20 protein-coding genes are annotated in these 24141 nt (G+C 60.2%); 11 read left to right on the forward strand and 9 right to left on the reverse strand.

Annotated elements, in window-relative coordinates; all coding sequences use genetic code 11:
- Window positions 1–162 precede the first annotated feature (162 nt).
- The 3 genes from hemA (at window position 163) to ispG (ending at window position 4004) form a co-directional block, all read left to right on the forward strand.
- Window positions 163–1386 (forward strand): 5-aminolevulinate synthase, encoded by a 1224-nt coding sequence (gene hemA, locus J7399_RS14320; RefSeq protein ID WP_209087054.1) that lies wholly within the window; start codon window positions 163–165, stop codon window positions 1384–1386.
- 111 nt (window positions 1387–1497) lie between these two features.
- Entirely contained in the window at window positions 1498–2706 is a 1209-nt protein-coding gene (locus tag J7399_RS14325) for a helix-turn-helix domain-containing protein (protein ID WP_209087055.1), read from the forward strand.
- A gap of 167 nt (window positions 2707–2873) precedes the next feature.
- Window positions 2874–4004, forward strand: a complete 1131-nt coding sequence (gene ispG, locus J7399_RS14330) for a flavodoxin-dependent (E)-4-hydroxy-3-methylbut-2-enyl-diphosphate synthase (protein WP_209063529.1) — start codon at window positions 2874–2876, stop codon at window positions 4002–4004.
- 203 nt (window positions 4005–4207) lie between these two features.
- Here ispG and J7399_RS14335 read toward each other — a convergent pair whose 3' ends face one another.
- Both J7399_RS14335 and J7399_RS14340 read right to left on the reverse strand, forming a co-directional pair.
- The gene (locus J7399_RS14335; protein WP_209079299.1) at window positions 4208–4954 is read right to left on the reverse strand and encodes a DsbA family protein; all 747 of its coding nucleotides are present in this window, start codon (window positions 4952–4954) and stop codon (window positions 4208–4210) included.
- A 34-nt stretch (window positions 4955–4988) separates the two neighbouring features.
- Complete coding sequence (locus tag J7399_RS14340; RefSeq protein WP_209063525.1) at window positions 4989–6335, reverse strand: M48 family metalloprotease; 1347 nt, start codon at window positions 6333–6335, stop codon at window positions 4989–4991.
- A 41-nt stretch (window positions 6336–6376) separates the two neighbouring features.
- Between J7399_RS14340 and J7399_RS14345 the strand changes: the two genes are divergently transcribed.
- From J7399_RS14345 to J7399_RS14355, 3 genes are all read left to right on the forward strand, one after another.
- Window positions 6377–7528, forward strand: coding sequence for an aminotransferase class I/II-fold pyridoxal phosphate-dependent enzyme (locus tag J7399_RS14345; protein WP_209087056.1), 1152 nt, complete (start codon window positions 6377–6379; stop codon window positions 7526–7528).
- A 188-nt stretch (window positions 7529–7716) separates the two neighbouring features.
- On the forward strand, window positions 7717–8979 hold the full coding sequence (locus J7399_RS14350; protein WP_209087057.1) for an N-acetylmuramoyl-L-alanine amidase: 1263 nt from the start codon (window positions 7717–7719) through the stop codon (window positions 8977–8979).
- 149 nt (window positions 8980–9128) lie between these two features.
- The gene (locus tag J7399_RS14355) at window positions 9129–9560 is read left to right on the forward strand and encodes an NUDIX hydrolase (RefSeq protein ID WP_209087058.1); all 432 of its coding nucleotides are present in this window, start codon (window positions 9129–9131) and stop codon (window positions 9558–9560) included.
- A 12-nt stretch (window positions 9561–9572) separates the two neighbouring features.
- Here J7399_RS14355 and J7399_RS14360 read toward each other — a convergent pair whose 3' ends face one another.
- Complete coding sequence (locus J7399_RS14360; RefSeq protein WP_209087059.1) at window positions 9573–9998, reverse strand: hypothetical protein; 426 nt, start codon at window positions 9996–9998, stop codon at window positions 9573–9575.
- A gap of 373 nt (window positions 9999–10371) precedes the next feature.
- Between J7399_RS14360 and J7399_RS14365 the strand changes: the two genes are divergently transcribed.
- Entirely contained in the window at window positions 10372–12927 is a 2556-nt protein-coding gene (locus J7399_RS14365) for a penicillin-binding protein 1A (protein WP_209087060.1), read from the forward strand.
- 84 nt (window positions 12928–13011) lie between these two features.
- Here the strand turns inward: J7399_RS14365 and J7399_RS14370 are convergent, their stop codons facing one another.
- A complete protein-coding gene (locus tag J7399_RS14370; RefSeq protein ID WP_209087061.1) occupies window positions 13012–14127 on the reverse strand; it encodes a Hint domain-containing protein in 1116 nt (371 codons plus the stop codon).
- A 417-nt stretch (window positions 14128–14544) separates the two neighbouring features.
- A complete protein-coding gene (locus J7399_RS14375; protein ID WP_209087063.1) occupies window positions 14545–16374 on the reverse strand; it encodes a sensor domain-containing diguanylate cyclase in 1830 nt (609 codons plus the stop codon).
- A 237-nt stretch (window positions 16375–16611) separates the two neighbouring features.
- Here J7399_RS14375 and prfB point away from each other — a divergent pair, with 237 nt between their 5' ends.
- The 3 genes from prfB to J7399_RS14390 all read left to right on the forward strand — a co-directional run bounded on the left by prfB (window position 16612) and on the right by J7399_RS14390 (window position 20328).
- Entirely contained in the window at window positions 16612–17739 is a 1128-nt protein-coding gene (gene prfB, locus J7399_RS14380; protein ID WP_209063510.1) for a peptide chain release factor 2, read from the forward strand.
- Window positions 17740–17931: 192 nt separating this feature from the next.
- Complete coding sequence (locus J7399_RS14385) at window positions 17932–19374, forward strand: amidase (RefSeq protein ID WP_209087065.1); 1443 nt, start codon at window positions 17932–17934, stop codon at window positions 19372–19374.
- 228 nt (window positions 19375–19602) lie between these two features.
- Window positions 19603–20328, forward strand: coding sequence for a DUF2189 domain-containing protein (locus J7399_RS14390; protein ID WP_209063934.1), 726 nt, complete (start codon window positions 19603–19605; stop codon window positions 20326–20328).
- 21 nt (window positions 20329–20349) lie between these two features.
- Here J7399_RS14390 and J7399_RS14395 read toward each other — a convergent pair whose 3' ends face one another.
- The 3 genes from J7399_RS14395 to J7399_RS14405 all read right to left on the reverse strand — a co-directional run bounded on the left by J7399_RS14395 (window position 20350) and on the right by J7399_RS14405 (window position 22710).
- The gene (locus tag J7399_RS14395) at window positions 20350–20574 is read right to left on the reverse strand and encodes a hypothetical protein (protein WP_209087067.1); all 225 of its coding nucleotides are present in this window, start codon (window positions 20572–20574) and stop codon (window positions 20350–20352) included.
- A complete protein-coding gene (locus tag J7399_RS14400) occupies window positions 20571–21755 on the reverse strand; it encodes an aromatic ring-hydroxylating dioxygenase subunit alpha (RefSeq protein WP_209087068.1) in 1185 nt (394 codons plus the stop codon). The genes J7399_RS14395 and J7399_RS14400 overlap by 4 nt, the downstream gene beginning before the upstream one ends.
- A 139-nt stretch (window positions 21756–21894) precedes the next feature.
- Complete coding sequence (locus tag J7399_RS14405; RefSeq protein WP_209087069.1) at window positions 21895–22710, reverse strand: helix-turn-helix transcriptional regulator; 816 nt, start codon at window positions 22708–22710, stop codon at window positions 21895–21897.
- Window positions 22711–22975: 265 nt separating this feature from the next.
- Between J7399_RS14405 and J7399_RS14410 the strand changes: the two genes are divergently transcribed.
- A complete protein-coding gene (locus tag J7399_RS14410) occupies window positions 22976–23374 on the forward strand; it encodes a hypothetical protein (protein WP_209087070.1) in 399 nt (132 codons plus the stop codon).
- A gap of 192 nt (window positions 23375–23566) precedes the next feature.
- Here the strand turns inward: J7399_RS14410 and ilvN are convergent, their stop codons facing one another.
- A complete protein-coding gene (ilvN, locus tag J7399_RS14415; protein ID WP_209087071.1) occupies window positions 23567–24130 on the reverse strand; it encodes an acetolactate synthase small subunit in 564 nt (187 codons plus the stop codon).
- Between the last annotated feature and the right edge of the window lie 11 nt (window positions 24131–24141).

The following is a 24141-nucleotide window of genomic DNA, read 5'->3' on the forward strand; positions in this document are numbered from 1 at the left end:
GGGGTGTCCAGAGCGGGGCGTTAACACATTGATCGATATCAAAGTGCTACACTTTGTCAGTTTGCTACCCATTGCCCAAGACGCTGTTGAGGTTTAGAACAGCTCTAATATTCAGTCAGTTCCATCCCCGTGATGATCTGGCCGGGAAAAAGGAAAGCCACTGTGGATTACACTGCAAAGCTAGATGACGCTCTCAATCGTTTGCACGAAGAAGGGCGCTATCGCACGTTCATTGATATCGAACGTCAGCAAGGTCATTTCCCGCATGCCACATGGACCCGTCCTGATGGCACCCAGCGCCCGATCACCGTGTGGTGTGGCAACGACTATCTCGGCATGGGGCAGAACCCTGTGGTGCTGGAGGCGATGCACGAGGCTGTTGATGCCACCGGTGCAGGCTCTGGCGGCACCCGCAATATCTCCGGCACGACCGTCTATCACAAACGCCTTGAGGCGGAGCTGGCGGATCTGCACGGCAAAGAATCAGCGCTGCTTTTCACCAGCGCCTACATCGCAAACGATGCAACTTTAAGTACTTTGCCAAAACTCTTCCCGGGATTAATCATATATTCCGACGAATTGAACCACGCTTCCATGATCGAAGGTGTGCGCCGCAACGGCGGGGCGAAGCGTATTTTCAAACACAATGATGTAGACCATCTGCGCAGCCTGCTTGAGGCCGATGATCCGGCAGCGCCTAAGCTCATCGCCTTTGAATCTGTCTACTCCATGGATGGTGATTTCGGCCCGATCGAGGCGCTCTGTGATCTGGCGGATGAATTTGGCGCACTGACCTACATTGATGAGGTGCACGCGGTTGGCATGTACGGCCCGCGCGGTGGTGGTGTGACCGAGCGTGACAACCTTGCCCATCGCATCGACATCATTAACGGCACCCTTGCCAAAGCCTATGGCGTGATGGGCGGCTACATCGCCGCATCTGAAAAAATGTGTGACGCCGTAAGGTCTTACGCGCCAGGCTTCATCTTTACCACATCTCTGCCGCCTGCTGTGGCAGCCGGTGCTGCGGCCTCTGTGGCGCATCTGAAAATCGATCAGGCGTTGCGCGAACGCCACCAGACGCAGGCCAAAATCCTGAAGCTGCGCCTGAAAGGTCTGGGCCTGCCGATCATCGATCATGGCAGCCATATTGTGCCTGTGATTGTGGGCAATCCGGTGCACACCAAAATCCTGTCTGATCACCTGCTCGACGATTATGGAATTTACGTGCAGCCGATCAATTTCCCGACGGTTCCGCGCGGTACAGAACGCCTGCGTTTCACGCCGTCGCCGGTGCATGGTCCGAAAGAGATTGATGCGCTTGTGCATGCTTTGGATGCACTCTGGAGTCACTGTGCGCTGAATCGTGCCGACCTGGCAGGTTAACCAACACATATTGTTCTCAATTATACCACATATGGTATAGTATTGTTTAACAAGGGGATCGGTCCGAATCGGGGGAAGAACGGACCGGCGTTGCTAAACGAGGCATTTGGGATGATCGGGCGCAGATCCAAGCGCGATACCGAAGAGGTATCCGAGGGACCGAAAGGTTACGACGACTTTGCCGTGAGCCTAGGCGATATGATGCGAGGCGAACGGGCGACTCTGGGCAAGTCGCTGCTGGATGTGCAACGCGAGCTCCGAATACGCGCAAGTTACGTTGCTGCCATCGAAAACTGCGATCCATCCGCTTTTGAAACGCCGGGCTTTATTGCGGGCTATGTGCGCTCTTATGCACGTTACCTCGGCATGGACCCTGAGCAGGCGTTTGACACTTTCTGTGCAGAAAGTGGCTTCACCACCGCGCATGGCATGTCTGCGGAGGCCTCCGGCGCGCGCAAGACGGAGAAGGCGGCACCTATTGTGTCAAGTGATCCGTTCTCCGGTGCCAATGCCCCCTTCACACCGATCCAAGAATCCCTGCTGTCTCGTATCGAGCTGCGTGCCATTGGATCTTCGGTGGTCTTGCTCGCGCTGATTGCAGGGATTGGCTATGGCGGCTGGTCGGTGCTCAATGAAATACAGCGGGTGACTTTGGCCCCCGTGGAGCAGACACCGGTTGTGCTGAGTGATCTGGATCCGCTGGAAGGCGCAGCCCGTGCGACCAATGATGGCGATGATCTTGAAGGCGCAGAGCTTGCGGAAGCCGGGGCGGGCGTGTTTGCGCCGTCTGAGGCGCTGGACCGTCTCTATCGCCCTCAGGCGTTGGATGTGCCTGTGCTGGTGGCGCGTGATGCGCCGATTTCCCAGCTGAACCCGGACAACATCGGTGTGTTCACGCCGGAAGTGCCGGAGCTGGTCGCAGCTGTGGTGCCCGAAGAAGATCGCCCGATCCCGATTGTGGTTGAGGAAGAAGCACCGGAAATCGTCGTGATGGCGGTGCGGCCTGCCTGGGTGCGCGTGCGCGGTGCGGATGGCACGGTGTTGTTTGAGAAAATCCTCAACGCCGGTGAGGAATATGTGCTGCCCGCCACCGAAGAAGCGCCAATCCTGCGCGCAGGCATGAGTGGCTCAGTCTACTTCAAGCTCAACGGCGAAATCTACGGACCAGCCGGTGAGGGCACCAGCGTGGCGCGCGATCTGCCGCTGGCGATGGATGCTTTGAAAGAGGGGTATCAGGTTGCGGATCTGGATGACGATCCGGAGTTGGCCCGTATTGTCGCCCTGGCGGCGGCAACAGATGTGGTGGTGGGCGAAGAATAAGCGCTCCGTCGCCGTCAAGGCGTCGCAAAATCCTCTGGCTTTTCAGCGGTATAACATTGACAGAGCGCAGCTTGGGCTGCGCTTTTCTTTATCGTGCATTGCCCCGACTGTGCAGAGCGACTAGATAGGCAGAAAGCTGTTTCCATGCTCTGATGAGGGGGCCTGCCATGTCGATGAACCACATTCGCCCTTGGCGTAATATCGAGCGACGCAAGTCGCGCCAGATCATGGTGGGCAATGTGCCTGTTGGCGGCGATGCCCCGATTGCCGTGCAGACCATGACCAACACCGACAGCGGTGATGTGAAGGCCACCTTGGGGCAGGTGCTGGCTGCGGCAGAGGCCGGGGCGGATATTGTCCGCATCTCAGCGCCGGATGAGGCCGCCACCAAGGCCTTGAAAGAAATCACAAAAGAAAGCCCTGTGCCGATCGTGGCGGATATTCACTTCCACTACAAACGTGCGATTGAGGCGGCGGAGGCCGGTGCGGCCTGTCTGCGGATCAATCCGGGCAACATCGGTGATGAGAAGCGCGTCAAAGAGGTGATTGCGGCCGCCAAGGATCACGGGTGCTCCATCCGTATCGGGGTGAATGCCGGCAGCCTTGAGAAACACCTCTTGGAAAAATACGGCGAGCCGTGCCCAGATGCGATGGTGGAGAGTGGTCTCGACCATATTAAGATCCTGCAAGATAACGATTTTCACGAGTTCAAGATCTCGGTGAAAGCCTCTGATGTGTTTATGTCGGCAGCCGCCTATCAGCTGCTTGCAGATGCGACAGATGCGCCGATCCACCTTGGCATCACCGAGGCGGGCGGCTTTGTCAGCGGCACCATCAAATCCGCGATTGGCCTTGGCCAGCTCCTGTGGATGGGGATTGGCGACACGCTGCGCGTGAGCTTGAGTGCCGATCCGGTGGAAGAGGTGAAGGTCGGCTTTGAGATCCTCAAAAGCCTTGGCCTGCGTCACCGTGGGGTCAATATCATCAGCTGCCCAAGCTGCGCCCGCCAAGGGTTTGATGTGATTAAGACCGTGGAAACATTGGAAGAAAGGCTCGCGCATATTCACACGCCGATGAGCCTGTCGATCATTGGCTGCGTTGTGAACGGGCCGGGTGAGGCGCTGATGACCGATGTGGGCTGGACCGGCGGTGGCAATGGCAACGGCATGGTCTATCTTGCCGGTAAGCAGAGCCACCGGATGTCCAACGACGATATGGTGGAACACATCGTTGAGCAGGTGGAAGCCAAGGCCGCGGAGCTGGAAGCGGCGAAGGCCGCAGCAGAGGCTGCGGAATAAGTTCCGATTTTTGCGCCAAAGCTTAACGACGCCAGACGGGGCCAAACCGGCACGTCGGTATCGCGTCGGTATCCCTACGGTATTGCGTAGGTGCAAAATCGCGACTTTGGCGGCTTAACATGCCGAACGTTGCGCAACACTGCGCCACAAAAATAGCAGCGGCCGGGCCGCTGCTTTTGTTTTTGGAAAGAAGGCGGTGCGGATTAGCCGCGTTTGTCAGCCACGATGGAGCGCATGCCTTCAAGCGGGACGTAGCCGCGCAGCATCTCGTCTTGCATCACAAAGGAGGGCGTGCCGGTGATCCGCATATCGCGTGCGAGCAGGCGGGTGGTCATGATCTCCTCGGTGACTTCATCGCTGTTCATATGCGCAAGCAGAGGGGCGGCATCAAAGCCGAGCCCTTTGGACAGGCGGGTCAGGGAACGCTCGGTCACGTCACCGCGCATTTTGATGAGCGCGTCATGGGCCAGCTTGTAGGACTCATTGCCCAGCTTCTGCTTCACGGCGATGGCGAAGCGGGAGCTCAGCTCGGAAGCTTCGCCAAGGATCGGGTATTCTTTGACGATGAAGCGGATGTTGCCGTCTGATTTGATCAGCTCTGCCACTTCGTCATGCGCCTTGCGGCAGTAGCCGCAGCGGTAGTCGACAAATTCCACCAGTGTGATGTCGCCCTCAGGGTTGCCGCCTTCCCAACTGTAGCCATCGTTGAACAGGCGCTCGGTGTTGGCTGCGACCAGCGCGAGGTCATCCTGCTCCTGTGTCTGCTCCTGGCGCGCCTGAAGGATGGCGACGGCCTCCATGATCACTTCGGGGTTTTCGAGCAGGTAGGCGCGAATTTCATCGCGAAACGCGCCGCGCTCTTCTTCAGACATGCTGTCGATGTCAAAGGCCATTGCGGAGGTGGCGCTGAGCCCGAGGGCGACGAGGGCGGGGGCGAAAAGGCGTTTCATCAGGGGGGTCTCCATCACTTTAGGGGGGTCTCCATCACTTTTTCTTTTGGGCACGCTTTGCAGCGGACACGATGTCTTGGGCACGGCGCGCGGCGCTTGATCCACGCGGCAGGCGGGTCAGGGCGCGTTGGGCGTGTATGTCGGCATCTTTGAGGCGGTTGGCAAGGGCATAGCGCTCTGCCGTGGCCAGAGAGGCCATGCCGGGCTGGCCGGTCTGGGCATAGGCGGAGCCGAGATCACGCAGCAGCTTGGCATTGCGGAAGTCACGCGCCCGCGCATTCTCCAGATGTTTGAGCGCCTCTTTGGGGCGGTTCACCGTCAACAACGAGCGGCCCAGCCCGCCAAGGATCAGCGGATTGCGCGGTTCAAGCTCTGCGGCTTTGCGATAGGCGGTCACCGCGCTTTGGAACTGGCGGCTTTCCAGAAGGATCTGACCTTTGAGCTCGTAGTAGAAGGCATCATTGGGGCGCAGCGCGATGGCTTTGTTGATATGGGCCAGCGCCTCAGAGCTGTTCTGCTGGCGGTGATAGGCCACCGCAAGGCGCATGTGGCGCACGTCGTCAGCGCGGCTTTCACTGGCGCGTTGCAAGGTCCATTTGGTCGGGCGCATGAACGCGGTGATCTTGGAGCGCGCCCGGTCATACCAATAGTCCATTTCAGGCTGCGGGCGGCTTTTGCCGGTATAGGCGGCGACAAAGCGTTCCATCGCGCGCACCCGGTCACGCGACAGCGGGTGCGACCGCATGTAAGGATCCTGACGGGAGACATTCAGCAGCTCCTGGCCAACAAACAGCTGGTGCACATCGACAGCGCCCGCAGGGTCGATCCCGGCAGAGGCCATGTAGCGCACGGCGGATTGGTCGGCAGAGGCTTCTTCGGCCCGTGTGTGGGCGAGAAATTGCCGAAGGGCAGAGCTTTGCGTGCCAAGCGCGACACCGGCGGCGACATCGCCGCGGCCCGACGCCGCAGCGGCGGCCAGCGCAAGGGCCAGACCAAGGGTTGAAGCGTTGCGCGCCGAATCAAGATTGGCGATGCGGCGGGTCAGATGACCATTGGCGATATGGGCCGCCTCATGGGCGATCACCGCCTGCAGCATCTCCGGCGTTTCCATCCGCATGATCATGCCGGTGTGGATAAAAATATGTTGTGGATCAACGACAAAGGCGTTGAGGCTGTTGTCGTTCACCAGAAGGATTTTGACGTTACCACCAAGGCCCGCAGCCGTCAGAATGGGGGCGGCCATTCTGCTCAGGGCGTATTCGATATCCGGGTCGCGGATCAGCGAAACCGCCCGGGCCATCGGGGTGGTGATCAACAGGGCAAGCAGCGTCACCAGAGTGACGGCATGGATGCGCAAAGCGGTGATTGACGGCGCCGTCATTTCGCGGTGAAACCTCATGAGCGACACTAGGGAACAAATTCATGCGGAACTCAAGACGTGGGGCGGTTGATCCCTTCATTGTGATGGATGTGATGGAAGCGGCGCGTCAGGCCGAGGAAGCCGGACGCCACATCATACATATGGAAGTGGGCCAGCCGGGCACCGCCGCGCCGCAAGCCGCGCGCCATGCGCTGAGCCAACAGATGGAACAGGGGGCGCTTGGGTACACGGTGGCCTTGGGCATTCCGGAGCTGCGCGCGCGCATCGCCCAGCTTTATGGCGACTGGTACAATGTGGATCTGAACCCCAACCGCGTGATTGTGACCCCGGGCTCTTCGGGGGCGTTTGTGCTGGCGTTTTCTGCGCTGTTTGACGCGGGTGAGCGGGTGGCGATTGGTGCGCCGGGCTATCCGAGCTACCGCCAGATCCTCAAAGCGCTGAGCCTTGAGCCACTGGATATCCAGACCGCACCGCAGAACCGCCTGCAGCCGGTGCCCGATGATCTGCGCGCGATGGATTTTGAGGGGCTGATGGTGGCCTCACCGGCCAACCCCACAGGCACGATGCTCGACACAGCCGCCATGGGGGCGCTGATCGACCTCTGTCAGGAGAAAGACGCTGCCTTCATCAGCGATGAGATCTATCACGGCATTGAGTATGAGGCCAAAGCGGTCACCGCGCTGGAGCTGACCGATGAGTGCTATGTGATCAACTCATTCTCCAAATACTTCAGCATGACCGGCTGGCGCGTGGGCTGGATGGTGGTGCCTGATGACCACGTGCGCAAGGTTGAGCGACTGGCACAGAACATGTTTATCTGCGCGCCGCACGCAAGCCAGGTGGCAGCATTGGCGGCGATGGATTGTCACGATGAGCTGGAAGCCAATATGGCGGTCTACCGCGCCAACCGCGCGATGATGATCGAGGGTTTGCCCAAAGCGGGCTTTTCCAAATTCGCGCCGCCGGACGGGGCGTTTTATGTCTATGTGGATGTGAGCAATTACACCAACAACAGCCGCGCCTTTGCGCAGGAGATTCTGGAGCAGGCCGGAGTGGCGGTGACACCGGGGCTCGATTTTGATCCGGTGCGCGGGCATCAGACGCTGCGGTTTTCTTATGCGCGCAGCACAGAGGACATCGCGGAAGGCCTGACACGTTTGCAACGCTTCATGGCTGCGCGCGGGGCGGTTTAGCATCGCCTGAATTAAGGTATCGAACGGGCAGGGAGGGGCCAGCCCCTCTTGGCCCTTCGGTCCAATTCACCCCGGGATATTTTTGGCAAGAGGAAGGCCGCGTGAGCTGCGCAAGTCTGTCGTGGCGAGTGGCGCGCGGCTGGTGTAGGCTTTGGCCAACAAGAACGCGCAAGAGCGGTGAGACGAGCATGATTTTTGGCAAACGAGCGGGCGGCATTCAGGCTTTGGCACGGGGGGCGGCTTTGGCGCTGACTGTGTGTCTGGCACCGGTAGCAGGGGCTGCGCAGGAAGAGGGCTTCTCCGCACTGGCGCGGCTGGATGTGGCGCAAAGCGGCTTGTCTGATGCGCGCCGCGGGGCCACGGCGCTGGAGCTGAGCCTGAGCCAAGGGGTGCCCTGGCGGGTGTTCACGCTGGATGCGCCGCGCCGCGTGGTGCTGGATTTTCGCGAGATTGACTGGGGGCAGCTGCAGGCCGCCGAGCTCGGGGCCGCCGAAGGCGTAGCGGCGGTGCGCTTTGGGGCCTATCGCCCGGGCTGGAGCCGCATGGTACTGGATCTGGCCGCGCCGCTGAAGGTGCAAAGCGCCGAGATGTCGGTGGCAGAAGCCACGGGGCGCGCGCGCCTGTCGCTGCTGCTGACCCCAACCGAGGCGGCTGCGTTTGCCGCAGAGGCAGGGGCGCCGTATGATCCGCGCTGGGATCTGCCGGCCCCGGCCACCGAGCCTGCGTCTGAGGCGCGGCCGGATTGGGCGCCAACCAAAGTGATGATTGATCCGGGCCATGGCGGGATTGATCCAGGGGCGGAGCGGGGCGAGACTCAGGAGAAAGACCTGATGCTGCTGTTTGCGCGCGAGCTGCGGGATCTTCTGCGCCGTTCGGGTGGCTTTGAGGTGGTGATGACGCGGGATGCGGATGAGTTTGTCTCGCTGGAGCGCCGCGTCGCGCTGGCGCATCAGCATCAGGTGGATGTGTTTTTGTCGCTGCATGCCGACAGCCTGAGCCAGGGCAACGCCAAGGGCGCCACGATCTACACCCTGTCTGACGACGCCAGTGACGCGGCCTCAGCCCTGCTGGCGGAGCGCCATGACCGGGCGGATATCCTCTCCGGTGTGGATCTGTCCGGTGCGGATGATGAGGTGACCGATGTGCTGCTTGATCTGGCGCGTATGGAGACCGAGCCGCGCACTGATAGGCTGGCGCGCTCTTTGGTGGATGCGCTGAAGGAGAGCACCGTAACTTTGAATCGTAAGCCGATGAGAGAAGGAGCTTTTTCTGTCCTAAAGGCGGCAGATGTGCCCTCGGTTCTGGTGGAGCTGGGCTTTATGTCATCGCAACGTGATCTGGCCAATCTGCAGGATCCGGGCTGGCGCGCGGCGATGGCGGCGGGCTTGCGTGACGGGCTGATAGCCTGGGTCGAGGACGACAGGGCAGCGCGGGCGTTGGTCCGGCAGTGAGCGGCGTGGCAGTGAACGGGCTGGACGCAGCTGGGCGGATCGGCGAAGCTTTGCCCATGCACGGAGATTTGAAGGCGTGTGGCTTTCCTTTCCGGGCTGAAGCCCGTCGAGTGATAGGCTGGGGTAGTTGAACATAAGAGCGGGCTGCGATGCGCGAATTTACCGATTTTGAGGGGGCCAAGCTGGCCATTTTGAAAGGCGATCAGCTGGTCTCGATCCTGCGCGATGACAAGGCGGACATTCCCTTCCCGAACATGTGGGATTTTCCCGGTGGCGGGCGTGAAAAGGGCGAAAGCCCCGAAACCTGCGCGTTGCGTGAGCTGCGCGAAGAGCTGGGGCTGCGGCTTGATGAAGAGGCGCTGACCTATCGGCGGCGCTATGCCTCTGGTCGGCAGGGCGAGGTTGTGACGTGGTTCTTTGTCGCTGAGGTGCCCGATCTCGATATCAACCGGCTGCGGCTGGGCGAAGAAGGGCAGGCCTGGCGCATGTGGGATGTCTCCCGCTATTTGCGGATGGCCAATGCGGTGCCCAATATGAAAGCGCGGCTGGCGGAGTATCTGGAGCAGCGCGCCGCGGGGTGAGGCGCGGGGGGATCAAACGACTTGGTTGGATCCTTCGCGGGCAAAGGCATCTGGCCTATTCCATTCTGCAATGCGCCCGATAAGCTTAAAGTTCGAAGGGGCTGAACAGTTTGGCTCGCTGGAACCATCGGCAGTAAAATGATACCATTCTTCAGCGTCGCAGTGCCATTCACCAATGACTTGGCCATCCAAAACAAGAACATCGCCCGATAAATCGGAACCGCGATAGCCAAGCATAATGATACCTTGATCTAAATGGGCACCTTCTTCCAATAGCTGACCGACCCAGTTGAAAGTGGCTTCTATTTCCTCGATAGAAGTGTCTTCGAATACGCCAACTTCGCGTCGGTTGTATTTGATGGATGCAAGAAACCCTTTCCCCATGCCGTGCTCGCTAACGTCACAGGTCAGGTTATTGTTGTATCGAAGCTGCTCCATTTCTAACACCTTAAGGTTGATTTTTTCTTGTACAAAAGTTGGTTCTGTTTGTGTCTTTTCAAGGAGGATGACGCAATAAGCTGCAAAAATTTTGTAAGCTGCAAAAATTTTGTCAGCGTGAATGTGTTTGAGGGCCGAATTGGCTCGCTGATGTCAAATATGCCAAAGCCCTGCTTTGGCAGCGCCAGAACCGCCCGCACGGGGCGGGCGCCTTGCTTCCTGCCCCTCGGTTCGGGCGCGGATCGTGGCAATCTGCGAAATCCCGCCCGTTGACGCAGCGCATATTCGCGCGCTCAAACGGAGAGGTGTTTTGACCCGCCTCCCGGGCCTCTATATAGAGAGGCTAGCAGACCCGACTTAAAAGGCCTTCGGCGTGATACGATTTATCCTGTCTTTCCTTGGAACCATTTTCACCTTTGTTACCATGGGGCTGGCCGTTGTGGCGCTCTCCATCGGGGCGGTGTTCTGGATCTATGGCCAAGAGCTGCCAAGCCACGAAAGTCTGGCGCAGTACAAACCGCCGACCATCAGCCGGATCTATTCCGGTGAAGGCCATATCATTGACGAGTTTGCCAAGGAGCGGCGTCTGTTTGTGCCAGCCGAGGAGATCCCGGATCTGGTCAAAGAGGCCTTTATCTCCGCAGAAGATAAGAACTTTTACCACCACTCAGGGTATGACGCGCGCGGGATTGCGGCGGCGGCTGTTGAGGCTGTGCAAAGCCGGGGTGGCAGCGTGCGCGGGGCCTCGACCATCACCCAGCAGGTGATGAAGAACTTCCTTCTGTCCGGTGACCGCCGCATTGAGCGCAAGATCAAAGAGATCATTCTGGCGACCCGCGTCGAGGAGACGCTGACCAAAGAGCAGATCCTTGAGCTCTATATGAACGAGATTTTCCTTGGTCAAAACTCCTATGGTGTGGCCGCCGCAGCGCAGACCTATTTCAACAAATCGCTGGAGCAGCTTGCGCCGCATGAGGCGGCGACGCTGGCCTCAATGCCCAAGGCGCCGGGCAAATTCCATCCGGTGCGCAACAAAGAGCGCGTGTTGGCGCGGCGCAACTTTGTGCTGAAGGAAATGGCGGAGAACGGCTATATCACGCAGGCCGTCTATGAGGCCGAAAAGGAGCTGCCGCTGCGCTCGGTGCAAAACGGTGACTATGCAAGCTTCAAATCGACCCTGCCACCACGGGATTACTTCACCGATGAGATCCGCCGCCAGCTGAGCCGGGATTTTGGCGAAGACGAGTTTTTCTCCGGCGGTATGACTGTGCGCTCCACCGAAGATCCGGAGATGCAGAAGGTTGCCGCGAAGGCGCTGCGCCGCGCGCTTGAGAAATATGACCGCAGCCGCGGTGTCTGGCGCGGCACGGGAGAGGCGATTGACGCGGGCCTTCTGGAAGATGAGATCGCCTGGCGCGGAGCGCTGGCGGAGGTCTCTCTGCCACGGGATGTGGATCTTGAGGGGCAGTGGTATCCGGCCGTCGTGCTGCGGGTTGGCAACAATGACGCGCGCATCGGGATCGAAGGCATCGAGGATGATGAGGACGGTCACTGGATTGCCGCCAATGACGTGACCTGGGCGCGCAAGCGTCAGGCGGACGGCTCGCTGGGCCGTCAGGCGCGGGTGGCCGGAGATCTGGTCTCCGTGGGCGATGTGGTGCTGGTGCGTGCGATCACCAAAGATGACACCGGCGAGTTTGTGCGCTGGTCCCTGCGGCAGGTGCCGGAGGTGCAGGGCGGCTTTATGGCGATGGACGTGAACAACGGCCGTGTGATCGCGATGCAGGGCGGTTTCAGCTATCAGGACACGGTGTTTAACCGCGCCACACAGGCCAAGCGTCAGCCGGGTTCCAGCTTCAAACCGTTTGTCTATGCCTCAGCACTTGATAGCGGGTATTCGCCCGCGACCATCGTGATTGACGCGCCGATTGAGATCGACACCCCGCAGGGGGTGTGGCGTCCGAAAAACTCCACCAACAAGTTCTACGGCCCGACGCCGATGCGCACAGGCATCGAGCAGAGCCGGAACCTGATGACCATCCGTCTGGCGCAAGAGGTCGGGATGGAGACCGTGGCGCGTTATGCGGAGCGCTTTGGTGTTTATGAAGACATGGGACCGTTTCTGGCGAACTCGCTGGGCGCGGATGAGACCACGCTTTATCAGATCGTGGCGGCCTATGCGATGTTTGCCAATGGCGGCGAGCGGGTGGAACCCACGCTGGTCGACCGGGTGCAGGACCGTTACGGCAAGACCATCTATCGCCATGATCAGCGCGAATGTACCGATTGTCTTGATGCGACGATCCCGGCCACCCGTGGCCCGCGCATCGTGACCAACCGCGAGCGCGTGATGGATGCGGTGACCGCCTATCAGCTGACCTCGATGATGGAAGGCGTGGTCACACGCGGCACCGCCAGCAGCCAGATCAAACTGCCGGTGCCAGTGGCGGGGAAGACCGGCACCACCAATGAGGCCAAAGACGTCTGGTTTGTTGGCTTCACCAGCAACATCGTGGCGGGCTGCTATATCGGCCATGACCGTCCGCGTCCGCTGGGCCGTGGCGCCTTTGGCGGCACCACCTGTGGTCCGGTGTTCCAGGAGTTCATGGAAGAGGCGATCCAGAAATACGGCGGCGGCAAGTTCCGCGTGCCGCCCGGGGGCCACTTCATCAAGATCGACCGCTACACCGGTGCGCGTCTGGATGGGGACGCGCGCGGCACAAATGTGGTGGCGGAGTATTTCCGGGATGGCGAGGAGCCGGTGTTTGGCATCACCTATGACGGTGGCTTTGCCATGGGGCAAAACCTGCCGCTGGTGGAAGAGGTTGCCACGTCGCAGGGCCGCGAAGTGACCACCTCCTCAGGCGGCACCGGCATTGTGGGCCCGAAAGCCGACTTTGGCACGGTGAGTTCCGGCGGGCTCTACTGAGCTCAGCGCCCCCGTTGATCGGGGGCGTTGCTTGAGGCCGCTTTAGGGCGCTGAGATGGAGGCGCAGCGAGCGCGGCGCAATCCTCAGAAGTGACAGTACAAAGGCTTGTTGTTGGCCTGATGCCGTTCGATCATCTTTTTGACCTGCTTGCCTTTTTCCGGGATGTGTCGCGCCGAAATAGGCTTGAAGTCCGGTTGGCAAATCTCTGGAAACAGGCTCTGGATTTCCGCGCGCCCCTCAGGGGATAGCGCCTTGAGCGCCTGTGGGCCGGTGTAGAGGCTTTCTGAGGGCGCACCGTTGGACCAGACCACCTGATGGCTGTCAAACAGGATATGCCAGTACTCCACGCCCTCTGTGGTGTCGCCCACCACCTCAATGCCATCCATCGGCAGTAGCTTGTGCGCGGGGATCAGCACGTCTTTGGAGCCGAACATGCGCATGGCGACCTTTGAGGACACCAAAAGGCGGTGCTGTGGGGAGACCTGCAAATCCTGTTTCGGGTATCCCAGTCCCAGCGCGTTGGCGCGGATCAGGATTGGTTTGAGCTTGGGCTTGGCGCGCAGCTGCGCCGCGGTGACCTTGCGCGAGCCAATCCAGCGGATCGGTTCATAGTCACAATCATAGGTCAGGACCATGTCGCCGACCTGCAGGCTTTCAATCGGTTTTGGGCCAAACAGGGTGTCAATCAACGTGCCGGTGGTGAAGCAGGGCACATCGACAAATTCGCCGCTGGCGTTTGTGGGGCCGGTGACGATCTGATCCACGACAATGGTGTTTGAGCCGCTGTCGTTCCACGCGGCAGCCACCGCTGCGGAGTTCACCGAGAGCCCGTTAAAGAGCTCCAGCGGCTCCAGCGCGCCGCCGTTGGACTTCACACCAGAAAGCGTGACCGTGCCGTCCGGGTCCACCTGCAGCCGGAAGATGGGGTTTGCGGCGGTGCCGTTGAGCTGCCAGATTTCTGGCGTGTCGCTGGCGTAGCGGTCGCCATCGGCAAATCTGACGGTCTGGCCTGAGGTCGCAGCGGTCTGAAACTGCAGCTCCGTTGCCGCGCCGCCAGGACCGCCGACAAACAGATTAACCCCGTTGATCTGCACATTCAGGCTGTTGTCGAGCCGCACAAAATCAATGACGAAACCGCCATTGGGCGTCGTATCTGTGAACGTCGTGGAGTTCCCCCCGACGATACTAAAACTAGGCATCTAAAAACACTTCTCACAGGGCAGACACCCAATCTTTGTCGCTTCTCAACAAGGGTGCCTGTTAACCAAAATTCTCAAAAACCTGAGGTTCTCCTCGGTTTCTGGGAAAAAACTACTAATCAATTCGGGCGAAATTTAGATAATTTGAGGCGCATGCCATGGCGATTGTAGCACATTTTTAGCGAGACCGCATGGCGTGTTAGCCGACCCTGTAAACATCAGTAAGCCGCCCTTGCGGGAGGCAAGGACGGGCGCGGGCTGAGGGGCAGTGCGGCGCTGAAGAGGGTGGTGATCCGGAAGGGAATGTGGCGCGTGCGCTATCCCGCTGGATGGTCAGTAATGCGCTTCGGGTGTACCGCCGTAAGGTGCTGATCGCACAAGAAGAAACGGCCCTGCCGGGGCAGGGCCGCTGTTGTCTTAGCTGGCTTTTTTCTTGGGGGTGTCTTCTGCCCTATCTTCTGAGGGGATGTTCTCAGATGCCGGTACGTCCGGAGCGGCGGCGGGCAGGGCGGTGGGCATGGTCTTTTCCCAAAGCTCGCCTTCGTGTTCGCCGGTTTCGAGCGCGTCCGCCACCACCACGCGGTTGCGGCCCTGCGCTTTGGCCTGATAGAGCGCGTCGTCCGCGCTGCGCAGCAGCATCTGCGGCAGGGTGCCATGCGCCGGATAGGTCGCGATGCCGACCGAGATGGTGATGCGCGGCAAGGTCTTTTCGCCATAACGCACTTTGATGTTTTCCACCGCGCGGCGCAGGGTTTCGGCGCGCTCCTGAGCGGTTTCAAGATCACTGTTTGGCAGAACCACGGTGAATTCTTCGCCGCCGGGACGGCAGGCCACATCGTCGCGGTCACAATCCTGCTGCAGCACCGAGCCAACCGCGCGCAGCACCATGTCGCCTGCGTCATGACCGTGGGTGTCGTTGAACTTCTTAAAGTGGTCGACGTCGATGGCCACCACAGAGAACGGGTCCGTGCTGCGCTGGCTGTCGCTGATGGTTTTGCGCAGGGTTTCATTCATGTGGCGGCGGTTGAATAGGCCGGTGAGGGGGTCGCGCACCGATTGGTCATGCAGCTCGTCGCGCATGCGCACATTGGCAATCGCCATGGAGATCTGTTCCGAGCACATCTGCGCCAGATCGCGGTTGGCATGAAACACCTCGGCGTCTGCGCTCTTGGCGCGCAGATGCAGCAGACCAACGGTTTCGCCATGCGCCAGAATGGGGAAGCAGAAATAGGGGTGGTCGTTGTGGGGCTCAGCATGGGAGCAGGTGAAGTTGATTTCGCTGTCGCCAAATTCATAGGTGCGGCCACGGCGCAGGCCCCAGCATTCATCGGGATGAATGTGATCCTTGTGCTCACCACCGTTCCAGCTGGCCCAGCCATCCAGAACATCGCGGGAGTTGGAATAGACGTAAATGCTGCCCTCAGAATCCGGCAGGATGTGGGTCATGAAGCGTTTGACCATATCAAACAGCTCTTCCAGAGAGCGGCTGGATTGCAGCCATTCGTTCAGCTCGCCCAGCAGTTTGACGTTTCGCGCCAGCTTGAGCTGTTCGTTCAGCAGATCTTTTTCTTTGGCGCTGCGGTTGGTGAGGGTCTGATACTGGCGGCGATTGGCGCGATAAAGCAGCACGGCCACGATGCTGACCGTGGCAATGGCCAGCGTGGTGAGCGCGGTGAGCAGTACACGGACGCGGAACAGGAAGCTTTTGCGCACATCGGTGATGTCGGTGTAAAATTCAAGCGCCCCGATCACCCGGCCGTTGGAAATAACCGGTTCATAGAGTTCCGCCACCTCATGCGTTGCGACATCTTCTGACAGGGCATGTAGAGCCAGCCCGTCAATCTCAGAGGCAGGTTTTTGCTCGCGACGGTAGGAGGTGATCCCTTGCATGATTTCATCTGCGGGGAAGGTATCCGCGTCCGACAGACCTCTTTCTCCGGGGCGAGTGGACCAGACCACAGTGCCCTCGGTGTCATAGATTTTGAAGCGGTACACATCGGAAGCTTCGGGGAGAAGTTCGAAATAGGTGATGTTGTCGCTTGTCAGCTCTCCATACAGGAAGGTGCGGGACGGGTCATCAAGATGCAGGACCACGCGGCGGTGCCAGAGCTCTGACTGTTTGCGCAGGTCGGCCTCCATCAGTTTCTCAACGATGGGCACAGAGACCTGCATCACGCCAAACAGGGCGGCAGCAGCCCCGGAGAGGCCAAAAAGGGCGGTGAAAGAGAGCTTGGCGAGCGTGCGCATAGGGTTGGTCCTGGAAAGAAAGTCGGGGCGAGTGTCGCAACAAAGGTTAAGTGTTCGGTAAAACCGGGCAGGACATTGAATGGACAATTTGTGGTAAACACCGGCGGAATTATTATCGATCCACCTTGGGTTGCGCGCGAGGTGTGTTTTCTTCACCCGTAGGCGCGTGTGTGCCACCTTGCCCCCCTAGCGGCTCTGCGCTATCACCCTGATCTGAACCGGAATGAGGCTAAGATCATGCGCGCGGACGCTCAGAACACAGTTACAGAGATCGAGAAATCCCTGACCCTTTTGCGCCAGCGTATGGATTGGGAAACGGCTGCTTACCGCTTGGAGGAATTCAACGCGCGGGTGGAGGATCCGGACCTGTGGAATGATGCCGAGGGCGCGCAGAAGCTGATGCGGGAGCGTCAGTTGCTGGTGGATGCCATGGACACCGTCAAATCCATCGAAACCGAGCTGTCTGATAACGTCGAGCTGATCGAGCTTGGCGAGATGGAAGAGGATGATGAGGTTGTGGCCGAGGCCGAAGCGGCGCTGAAGGCGCTGGCAGAGAAGGCGGCGGAAAAAGAGCTGGAAGCGTTGCTGGATGGCGAGGCGGACGGCAATGACACCTTCCTTGAGATCAACTCCGGTGCGGGTGGTACGGAAAGCTGTGACTGGGCCTCGATGCTGGCGCGGATGTATGTGCGCTGGGCGGAGAAAAAAGGCTATAAGGTTGAGCTGCAGTCTGAGACCGCGGGCGAAGAGGCGGGCATCAAATCCGCCGCCTACAAGATCTCCGGGCACAACGCCTATGGCTGGCTGAAGTCGGAAAGCGGCGTGCACCGTCTGGTGCGGATTTCGCCTTATGACAGCGCTGCCAAGCGCCACACGTCTTTCAGTTCGGTCTGGGTCTATCCGGTGGTGGATGACAACATCGAAATCGAAGTGAACCCCGCCGATATCCGTGTGGACACCTATCGCTCCTCCGGTGCGGGTGGTCAGCACGTGAACACCACCGACTCTGCGGTGCGGATCACCCACATGCCCACCGGCATTGTGGTGACAAGCTCTGAGAAATCGCAGCACCAGAACCGCGACATCGCCATGAAAGCGCTGAAATCGCGGCTGTATCAGATGGAGCTGGACCGTCGGAACGCTGACATCAACGCGGCGCACGAGGCCAAGGGTGACGCAGGCTGGGGCAACCAGATCCGCTCTTACGTGCTGCAGCCCTACCAGATGGTGAAAGACTTGCGCACCAGCCATGAGACCAGCGACACCAAAGGCGTGCTCGACGGCGATCTGGACGGGTTTATGGCGGCGACGTTGGCGATGGACGTGGCGGGCATGAGCCGCGCCGATGCGCAGGCGGACGACTGAGCCTGACCTTGCAGGCATAAGCTGCGCTGAGAGGGAAGAGAGGGGCGTTGCCCCTGCCACCGCAAGCGGTGTCTACCCCAGGATATTTTGTGAATGAGAAGACGGCGTGTCCTTTGAGGGTGCGCCGTTTGCGCTTTGAGGCTTGCGGTTGTGGGCGGATCGTGCTGCGATTGCCTTGGAGGGTCAAAGCAGATGAGCGATTTTCTCGATTGGGATGCAGGGGTTCTGAGTGCGGCGCTGCGGGAGGGGCGGCTGACCGCTGAGGCGGTGATGACGGCCACGCTGGAGCGGATTGCGGCGCGCAACGGTGCGGTGAATGCGATTGTGGATCTGCGCGACACAGAAGCGCTTCTGGCGGAGGCGCGCGCGGCGGATGAGGTGCCTTATGAGGCGCGCGGCGCGCTGCACGGCATGCCCATGGCGATCAAGGCGCTGGCCCATGTGAAAGGCACGCGCAACACCGAAGGTAGCCCCTTGTTTGCCGAACGGATCTCGGAGGCGGACAGCGCCTTTGTGGCGCGGATGCGGGCGGCGGGTGCGATCTTTATCGGCAAGACCAATGTACCGGAATTTGGCCTTGGCAGTCACAGCTACAATCCGGTGCATGGGGTCACGCGCAACCCGTTTGACGCCGCCCGTACCGCCGGGGGCAGTTCCGGCGGGGCCGGGGCCGCGCTGGCGCTTGGGTTGGTGGCCCTGGCCGATGGCAGTGACATGATGGGCTCGTTGCGCAATCCGGCGGGCTGGAACAATGTCTACGGCTTTCGCCCCAGCTGGGGCGTGGTGCCGCGGGAAGTCGGGGCGGAGAGCTTCTGGCAGCAGCTTTCGACCATTGGCCCGATGGGGCGCAGTCCGCGCGATTGCGCCTTGCTGCTCAAGGTGATGGCGCAGGCAGAGCAGGGCGTGCCCTTCAACATGCCCGCGCAGGACTGGGAGGTGCCTGAGCTCTGTGCCGCTGACGGACTGCGGATCGGCTGGCTGGGGGATTGGGGCGGTGCGATGCCCATGGAGGAGGGCATTCTGCCGCTCTGTGAAGCGGGGCTCAACGTGCTCGCGGGCGTGGGGGCGGAGGTTGCACCTGTGGAACCGCCCTTTGATGCGGAAGCGATGTTTCAGAGCTGGAGCGCGTTGAGGGCCTTTGCCTTGGCGGGGGAGCTGGCACCGCTTTATCAGGTAGAGGCGACCCGCGAACGGCTGAAACCTGAGGTGCAATGGGAGGTGCGGCGCGGCATTGAGATGGACGCCATGGCGCTGCATCAGGCCACCCGTGTGCGTTCCGCCTGGTTTGCCGCCGCGGCAGAGATGTTTGCGCAGTTTGATGCGGTTGTTCTGCCGGTGGCGCAGTGTTTCCCCTTCCCGGCGGAGTGGGACTGGCCCAAGGACATCGGGGGCCAAGAGATGGACACCTATCACCGCTGGATGCAGGTGATGGTGCCCGCAAGCCTGCTGGGGCTGCCCGCGATCAGCGTACCGGTGGGCTTTGATGGGCGCGGCTTGCCCATGGGGATGCAGATCATTGGTGCCAAAGGGGCGGACCGCAAGGTGCTGGAGATTGCACAGGCCTACCACGGTGCAACCCACTGGCCGCAGCAGCATCCGCCGCAACCGCGCGAGGTTGCGGCAGCAAGCGGTTGATTTGACGCGGCAAAGCCGCTTTCATGGCAGGTGGAGGAACAGGCGCGGGGAGGGCGCATGTCTGAGGAGAGCACTTTTGGTGGTGAGGCACCAAACACCCAAAACACAGCCACACAAACTACGGCCACGCAAAGCACAGCCATAGAGGAAACCAAGCTGTCTGCCGCGCGCTCTGCCAATGGCGAGCGCGAACATGGTGCGCCGCCTTTGGGTGCGGTGCGCTTTGCCATGCTTGGGGCTGCCCTGCGGCTGGGTCTGCGGGATTTTGTGAAAAAGCCGGTCTACGGGCTTGGATTTGCGCTGTTTTATGTGCTGGGTGGCTGGGCCATGGTCTGGCTGACGCTGGCCAGTGGACAGAGCTACTGGCTGACCTTTGCGGCGATTGGCTTCCCGCTGTTGGGGCCGTTTGCGGCTGTGGGGCTTTATGAGGTGTCACTCAGGCTGGAGCGCGGCTGGGAGATGAACTGGCCGCTGATTGCCGGGGTGGTGATGCGACAGAGCAAGCGGCAGCTGCCGTCGATCTGTGCGGTGATCATCATTGTGTTTCTGTTCTGGTTTTTCCTTGGCCATATGATTTTCGCCCTGTTTCTGGGACTGTCGGTGATGACCAATGTGTCAAGCTCGCTGGAGGTCTATTTCACTGCCAATGGCATGATGATGCTGGGCTTTGGCTCGGTGGTCGGCTTTCTCTTCGCGCTCTTGCTGTACATGATCACGGTGCTGTCGCTGCCCTTGCTGCTGGACCGCGAGCTGGATTTTGTGACCGCGATGATCACCAGCTTTCAGTATGTGCAGAGCCATTTTCTGGTCATGCTGATCTGGGCCGGGATGGTGGCCGGGCTGACCTTTGCGGCGATGATCCCCGGCTTTCTCGGGCTGTTTGTCATCTTCCCTGTGGTCGGGCATGCGAGCTGGCATCTTTATGCGCAGATCAAGGCGGCGGGGGCGGCGTAAACCACCTGCCGCGCAATCCTCTCAGTCCTCTTGCCCCTTTTCTCGGCCGAGGGCGTGTAGCTGCGTCCTGAGCCCTTCGGTGGCGGCGTGTCCGCTTTCCAGCGCATAGACATAGGCCTGCGTGAGGTAGAACCCCTGCGCGTCCACGTCAGGCGCGGCATCGGCAGCCTCCTGATAAAGCGCCACGAGGGCTGCCGGGTCTTCGCCTGCATGGGCCGCCAGCAGGCGCTGGTGCAGATCGCTCATTCCGCAGCGGCGGGGGTGGCCGGCGCGCGATGTGCCATCATGCGTGCGGCGACCCAATCGTGGAAGCAATGGGTTGGCCCATCCATGGCCGGGGAGAAGCGGCCACCGTCAAAACCCGGGGCATGGCGGCCTTTCTGCATGCCCTCCACCACAAAGATGTCCTCTTCAAAGACCTCTTTCCACTGGGCGGCGTTTTGCGCGCGCAGGGCGGGATCGGTTTCAGAGGCGGCGTAGTAGAGATGCACATGTTCGCGGGTTTGCTCGCAAGAGACCGGCTCCAACACGATGGCGAAGCTGTGGTCACGCTGGGCGCCCAAAAGCACATTGGGGTAAAGCGCGACATATTCCGCGCCCTCATCCCAGAAGACAGGCAGATCGGCAAAGTCAGGGAAGCAAGTGCCGTCCTCAGCCTTCAGTTGCCGGTACACATGGGTGCCCTGGCCGGAATAGTGACCGGGTGCGGTGATGTTGTAGTGATCTTCCAGCCGGGAGTAGCTGTTCAGCCCCGGATGCACCCAAGGCAGATGGTAGCTTTCACAATAGTTTTCGACCGCGAGCTTCCAGTTGGTCTGCACATCCAGGGTGAAGCGGCTCTCTGCGCCGCCGTGATGTTGTGGCTGGTCCAGCGCGGCCCAGCGGGTGATGAGGTCGGCATGGACCTCCTCAAAGGGCGGCGCTGTGCCGTCGATGTTCACAAAGACCACGTCGCGCCAGATGTGGCTGCGCACTTCGAACAGGCCAAGGGTGCTGCGGTCGATATCGGCGTGGGTGTTCTGCCCCGGGCCACCCACATGCGGGGTCGTCACAAGGCGGCCATCGGTGGCGTAACACCAGCTGTGATAGGGGCAGCGCAGCGCGCCCTCGATCTTGCGCGGTTCCTCCACAAGGATCATGCCCCGGTGGCGGCAGACATTGTTAAAGACCCGCACAACGCCCGTCTTGTCGCGCAGCAGCAGGAGCGGCATGCCAAGGAAATTGACCGGCTTGGCATCCCCGGGCTCTGGCACATCGGTAGCAACGCCCAGACCGGCCCAGGTAGATTTTAAGAGCGCCTCTGCCTCTTCCTCAAACAGGGCAGGGCTGGTGTAGTGGCTGTTAGGCAAGCCTTGGGCCTGCGCCACAGGCGCGCGCACCTTGTGCAGCGCTGTGGCCGAGGGGGGCGTGGGGCGGCTGTTGGACATGGCGGCACTCCTCCTGATCATTGTGATCAGTCTAGGCCCCGCGCTCAGCGGGGCACTGGCCTGTCTGCGACCTCTGATGACGGAGACAAACCAGTCTGACCGCCTGATGTTGGGCCGGAGGCTGGCCGTTGCGCGCGCGTCAGCTAAAAGGCGTGCCCAGGCGCAGGTGGCGCTGGTGCAGCTCTGGGATCTCGCCGAGGGGGACATAGCCGGTGCTTTTGGCCATTGCGCGCACGTCAGAGAAGGAGCCGTTTATCTTTTCATAGACCAGCCGCGTGACCCGGCGTTTGATCACATTGTCCCGTTCGGGGCGGGCGGAAAATCCGACCCAGACATTTTGCTGCAGGGCGCTCGCGCGGCTGAGGTAGTTGAAGACCGTGGCGATGTTGTTGCGGTGGGAGATGGTGAAATGCACGCCTTCTTCCTGAGGAATCAGCACGCCGCGGAATTCGCGGATGGGGCTGTTGGTGGGCAGAGCCAGGTCCCGCATGATGCTGCGGCTAGCATAGCCGCGGATGAAGGCAAACCCGTCCCGCCGGAAGACATAGACCAAGCCGTTCATCACCAGATCCGTGTCCAGAAAGCTGCGGCGGCTGAACCGGTAGAAGCCTGAGGGAAAGCGCTCTTCGCTCACCGTGTCAGGCTTGGGGCCGACAAATTCGTCCAGAAATGGATGCTCACGACCGATCTGGGCTTTCTTGCGGCGCGCGAATGGTCCCAGCAACGTTTGGGCGTCAACCTCAAAAAAAGCGCAAATTTGAGCTAGAATTTCGGGACGGGGAAAACTCTCGCCAGCGAGGTAGCGGTTGAACTGGGTCCGGTTGATTCCAAGTTCGCGGCAGAGACCGGAGATCGAGCGGTAAGGTTTTGTCAGTTCACGCAGATTGCGGCCGAACGTCTGACGCAATTCGGCTGGGGACAGTTCCAGATCATTCTCAGAATTGATGTTCTTCACAGTGCTCTTTCATTGATCATTGTCAAATTAAGTAGTTACCGAGGACACACTCATTCAATTTTCGCTGGATTTTACCCAACATCAGACGCTAACGTGAGGCAGTTGATGCATATTAGCGTCAACTTTGCGCCAGAACGGCGCGATTACAAACCCTGACGGCCAGAAGGCAGTATTTAATGGGGGGCGCCTGTGTGCAAGCCCCCGCCAGGGCGAAAGGAAATGTGTGTGACTACACGGGGTAAATGGGACTATTGGGGAGTACGGGATGCTCGGTTTGGTACTTTGGAGCAATCCAAAGCGCCGAAAGGCCCTGATCTGGTGCGAAGATCAAAGAGATCTTGCGTATTTTGATGGGGCTGACGAAGGCGATAACGTTGCCCAATTTGGCACAGGGGACACTTCGGTGGTGCCAGTTGTGGGTGATATGTTGATTTTTGATATCTGCAGTAGCAGCGAAATGCGCCGCGCAATCAATGTGCGGGCTTTGGCTAACGGTGCAGTGGACGATCTGATCGCGCGGCTGAAAGCGGCCGGGCGTCGGGCAAGTGGCGCGGATATTGACGCGCTGGTGGCAGAGTCTGCCGCCAACATGGACAATGTGGTGAGCTTCCCGTCTGGGGCGCGCTCACGCAATCCGGCACCAAATCTGGTGACGGTCGGTTAAGGCAATCGCGCCCGTGGGGGAGCGGTCTGGTCAGAAAGCGTCTGGTGTGGACCAAAGTTTTCTGGCCGGATCAGCGGGCCGATGCCGAGGAATTCGGAGGCGGGATCCTCCGTTTACTGCGACCACTCACGAACCAAAAAGGGAGGCAAGCTGCCTCCCTTTACTGTTTTCACCTGTGAGAATGTGGCGGCGTTATTCCGCGCCGCGCGACATGGCCGCAACACCGGTGCGCGCCACCTCAATCAGGCCGAGCGGGCGCATGAGATCTGCAAAGGCGTCAATTTTCTCAGGCGCACCAGTGAGTTCAAAGACAAAGCTCTCCAGCGTGCTGTCCACCGCATTGGCGCGGAAGATATCGGCCAGACGCAGGGCCTCCACACGTTTGTCGCCGGTGCCTGCCACTTTGAAAAGCGCCAGTTCACGCTCAACAGAGGGGCCTTCCACGGTCAGGTCATGCACATCATGCACCGGCACGATGCGGCCCAGCTGTGCCTTGATCTGTTCGATCACCTGCGGTGTGCCGGTGGTCACAACGGTGATGCGCGACAGCTTGCCGGTGTGATCCACCTCAGCCACGGTGAGGCTCTCGATGTTGTAGCCACGGCCGGAGAATAGGCCAATCACACGCGCCAGAACGCCCGGCTCATTGTCGACCAGAACCGCCAGTGTGTGCGCTTCCTGAGTGTCCGAGAAATTGGGACGTAGGTTGTAGGCAGAGTGGCTCGTGGAGCCTTTCTTGATTTTTAGAGCAGCCATGATCTTTCTCC

The sequence above is a fragment of the Shimia sp. R9_1 genome, assembly GCF_017743775.1.
GTDB lineage: Bacteria > Pseudomonadota > Alphaproteobacteria > Rhodobacterales > Rhodobacteraceae > Shimia.

What these genes read in the sequence shown, in the direction of transcription:
- J7399_RS14325 (WP_209087055.1), top strand. Translation starts at nt 1,498, where the DNA reads ATGATCGGGCGCAGATCCAAGCGCGATACCGAAGAGGTATCCGAGGGA.
- ispG (WP_209063529.1), top strand. Translation starts at nt 2,874, where the DNA reads ATGTCGATGAACCACATTCGCCCTTGGCGTAATATCGAGCGACGCAAG.
- J7399_RS14335 (WP_209079299.1), bottom strand. Translation starts at nt 4,954, where the DNA reads ATGAAACGCCTTTTCGCCCCCGCCCTCGTCGCCCTCGGGCTCAGCGCC.
- J7399_RS14340 (WP_209063525.1), bottom strand. Translation starts at nt 6,335, where the DNA reads ATGACGGCGCCGTCAATCACCGCTTTGCGCATCCATGCCGTCACTCTG.
- J7399_RS14345 (WP_209087056.1), top strand. Translation starts at nt 6,377, where the DNA reads ATGCGGAACTCAAGACGTGGGGCGGTTGATCCCTTCATTGTGATGGAT.
- J7399_RS14350 (WP_209087057.1), top strand. Translation starts at nt 7,717, where the DNA reads ATGATTTTTGGCAAACGAGCGGGCGGCATTCAGGCTTTGGCACGGGGG.
- J7399_RS14355 (WP_209087058.1), top strand. Translation starts at nt 9,129, where the DNA reads ATGCGCGAATTTACCGATTTTGAGGGGGCCAAGCTGGCCATTTTGAAA.
- J7399_RS14360 (WP_209087059.1), bottom strand. Translation starts at nt 9,998, where the DNA reads ATGGAGCAGCTTCGATACAACAATAACCTGACCTGTGACGTTAGCGAG.
- J7399_RS14370 (WP_209087061.1), bottom strand. Translation starts at nt 14,127, where the DNA reads ATGCCTAGTTTTAGTATCGTCGGGGGGAACTCCACGACGTTCACAGAT.
- J7399_RS14375 (WP_209087063.1), bottom strand. Translation starts at nt 16,374, where the DNA reads ATGCGCACGCTCGCCAAGCTCTCTTTCACCGCCCTTTTTGGCCTCTCC.
- prfB (WP_209063510.1), top strand. Translation starts at nt 16,612, where the DNA reads ATGCGCGCGGACGCTCAGAACACAGTTACAGAGATCGAGAAATCCCTG.
- J7399_RS14385 (WP_209087065.1), top strand. Translation starts at nt 17,932, where the DNA reads ATGAGCGATTTTCTCGATTGGGATGCAGGGGTTCTGAGTGCGGCGCTG.
- J7399_RS14390 (WP_209063934.1), top strand. Translation starts at nt 19,603, where the DNA reads ATGCTTGGGGCTGCCCTGCGGCTGGGTCTGCGGGATTTTGTGAAAAAG.
- J7399_RS14395 (WP_209087067.1), bottom strand. Translation starts at nt 20,574, where the DNA reads ATGAGCGATCTGCACCAGCGCCTGCTGGCGGCCCATGCAGGCGAAGAC.
- J7399_RS14400 (WP_209087068.1), bottom strand. Translation starts at nt 21,755, where the DNA reads ATGTCCAACAGCCGCCCCACGCCCCCCTCGGCCACAGCGCTGCACAAG.
- J7399_RS14410 (WP_209087070.1), top strand. Translation starts at nt 22,976, where the DNA reads ATGCTCGGTTTGGTACTTTGGAGCAATCCAAAGCGCCGAAAGGCCCTG.
- ilvN (WP_209087071.1), bottom strand. Translation starts at nt 24,130, where the DNA reads ATGGCTGCTCTAAAAATCAAGAAAGGCTCCACGAGCCACTCTGCCTAC.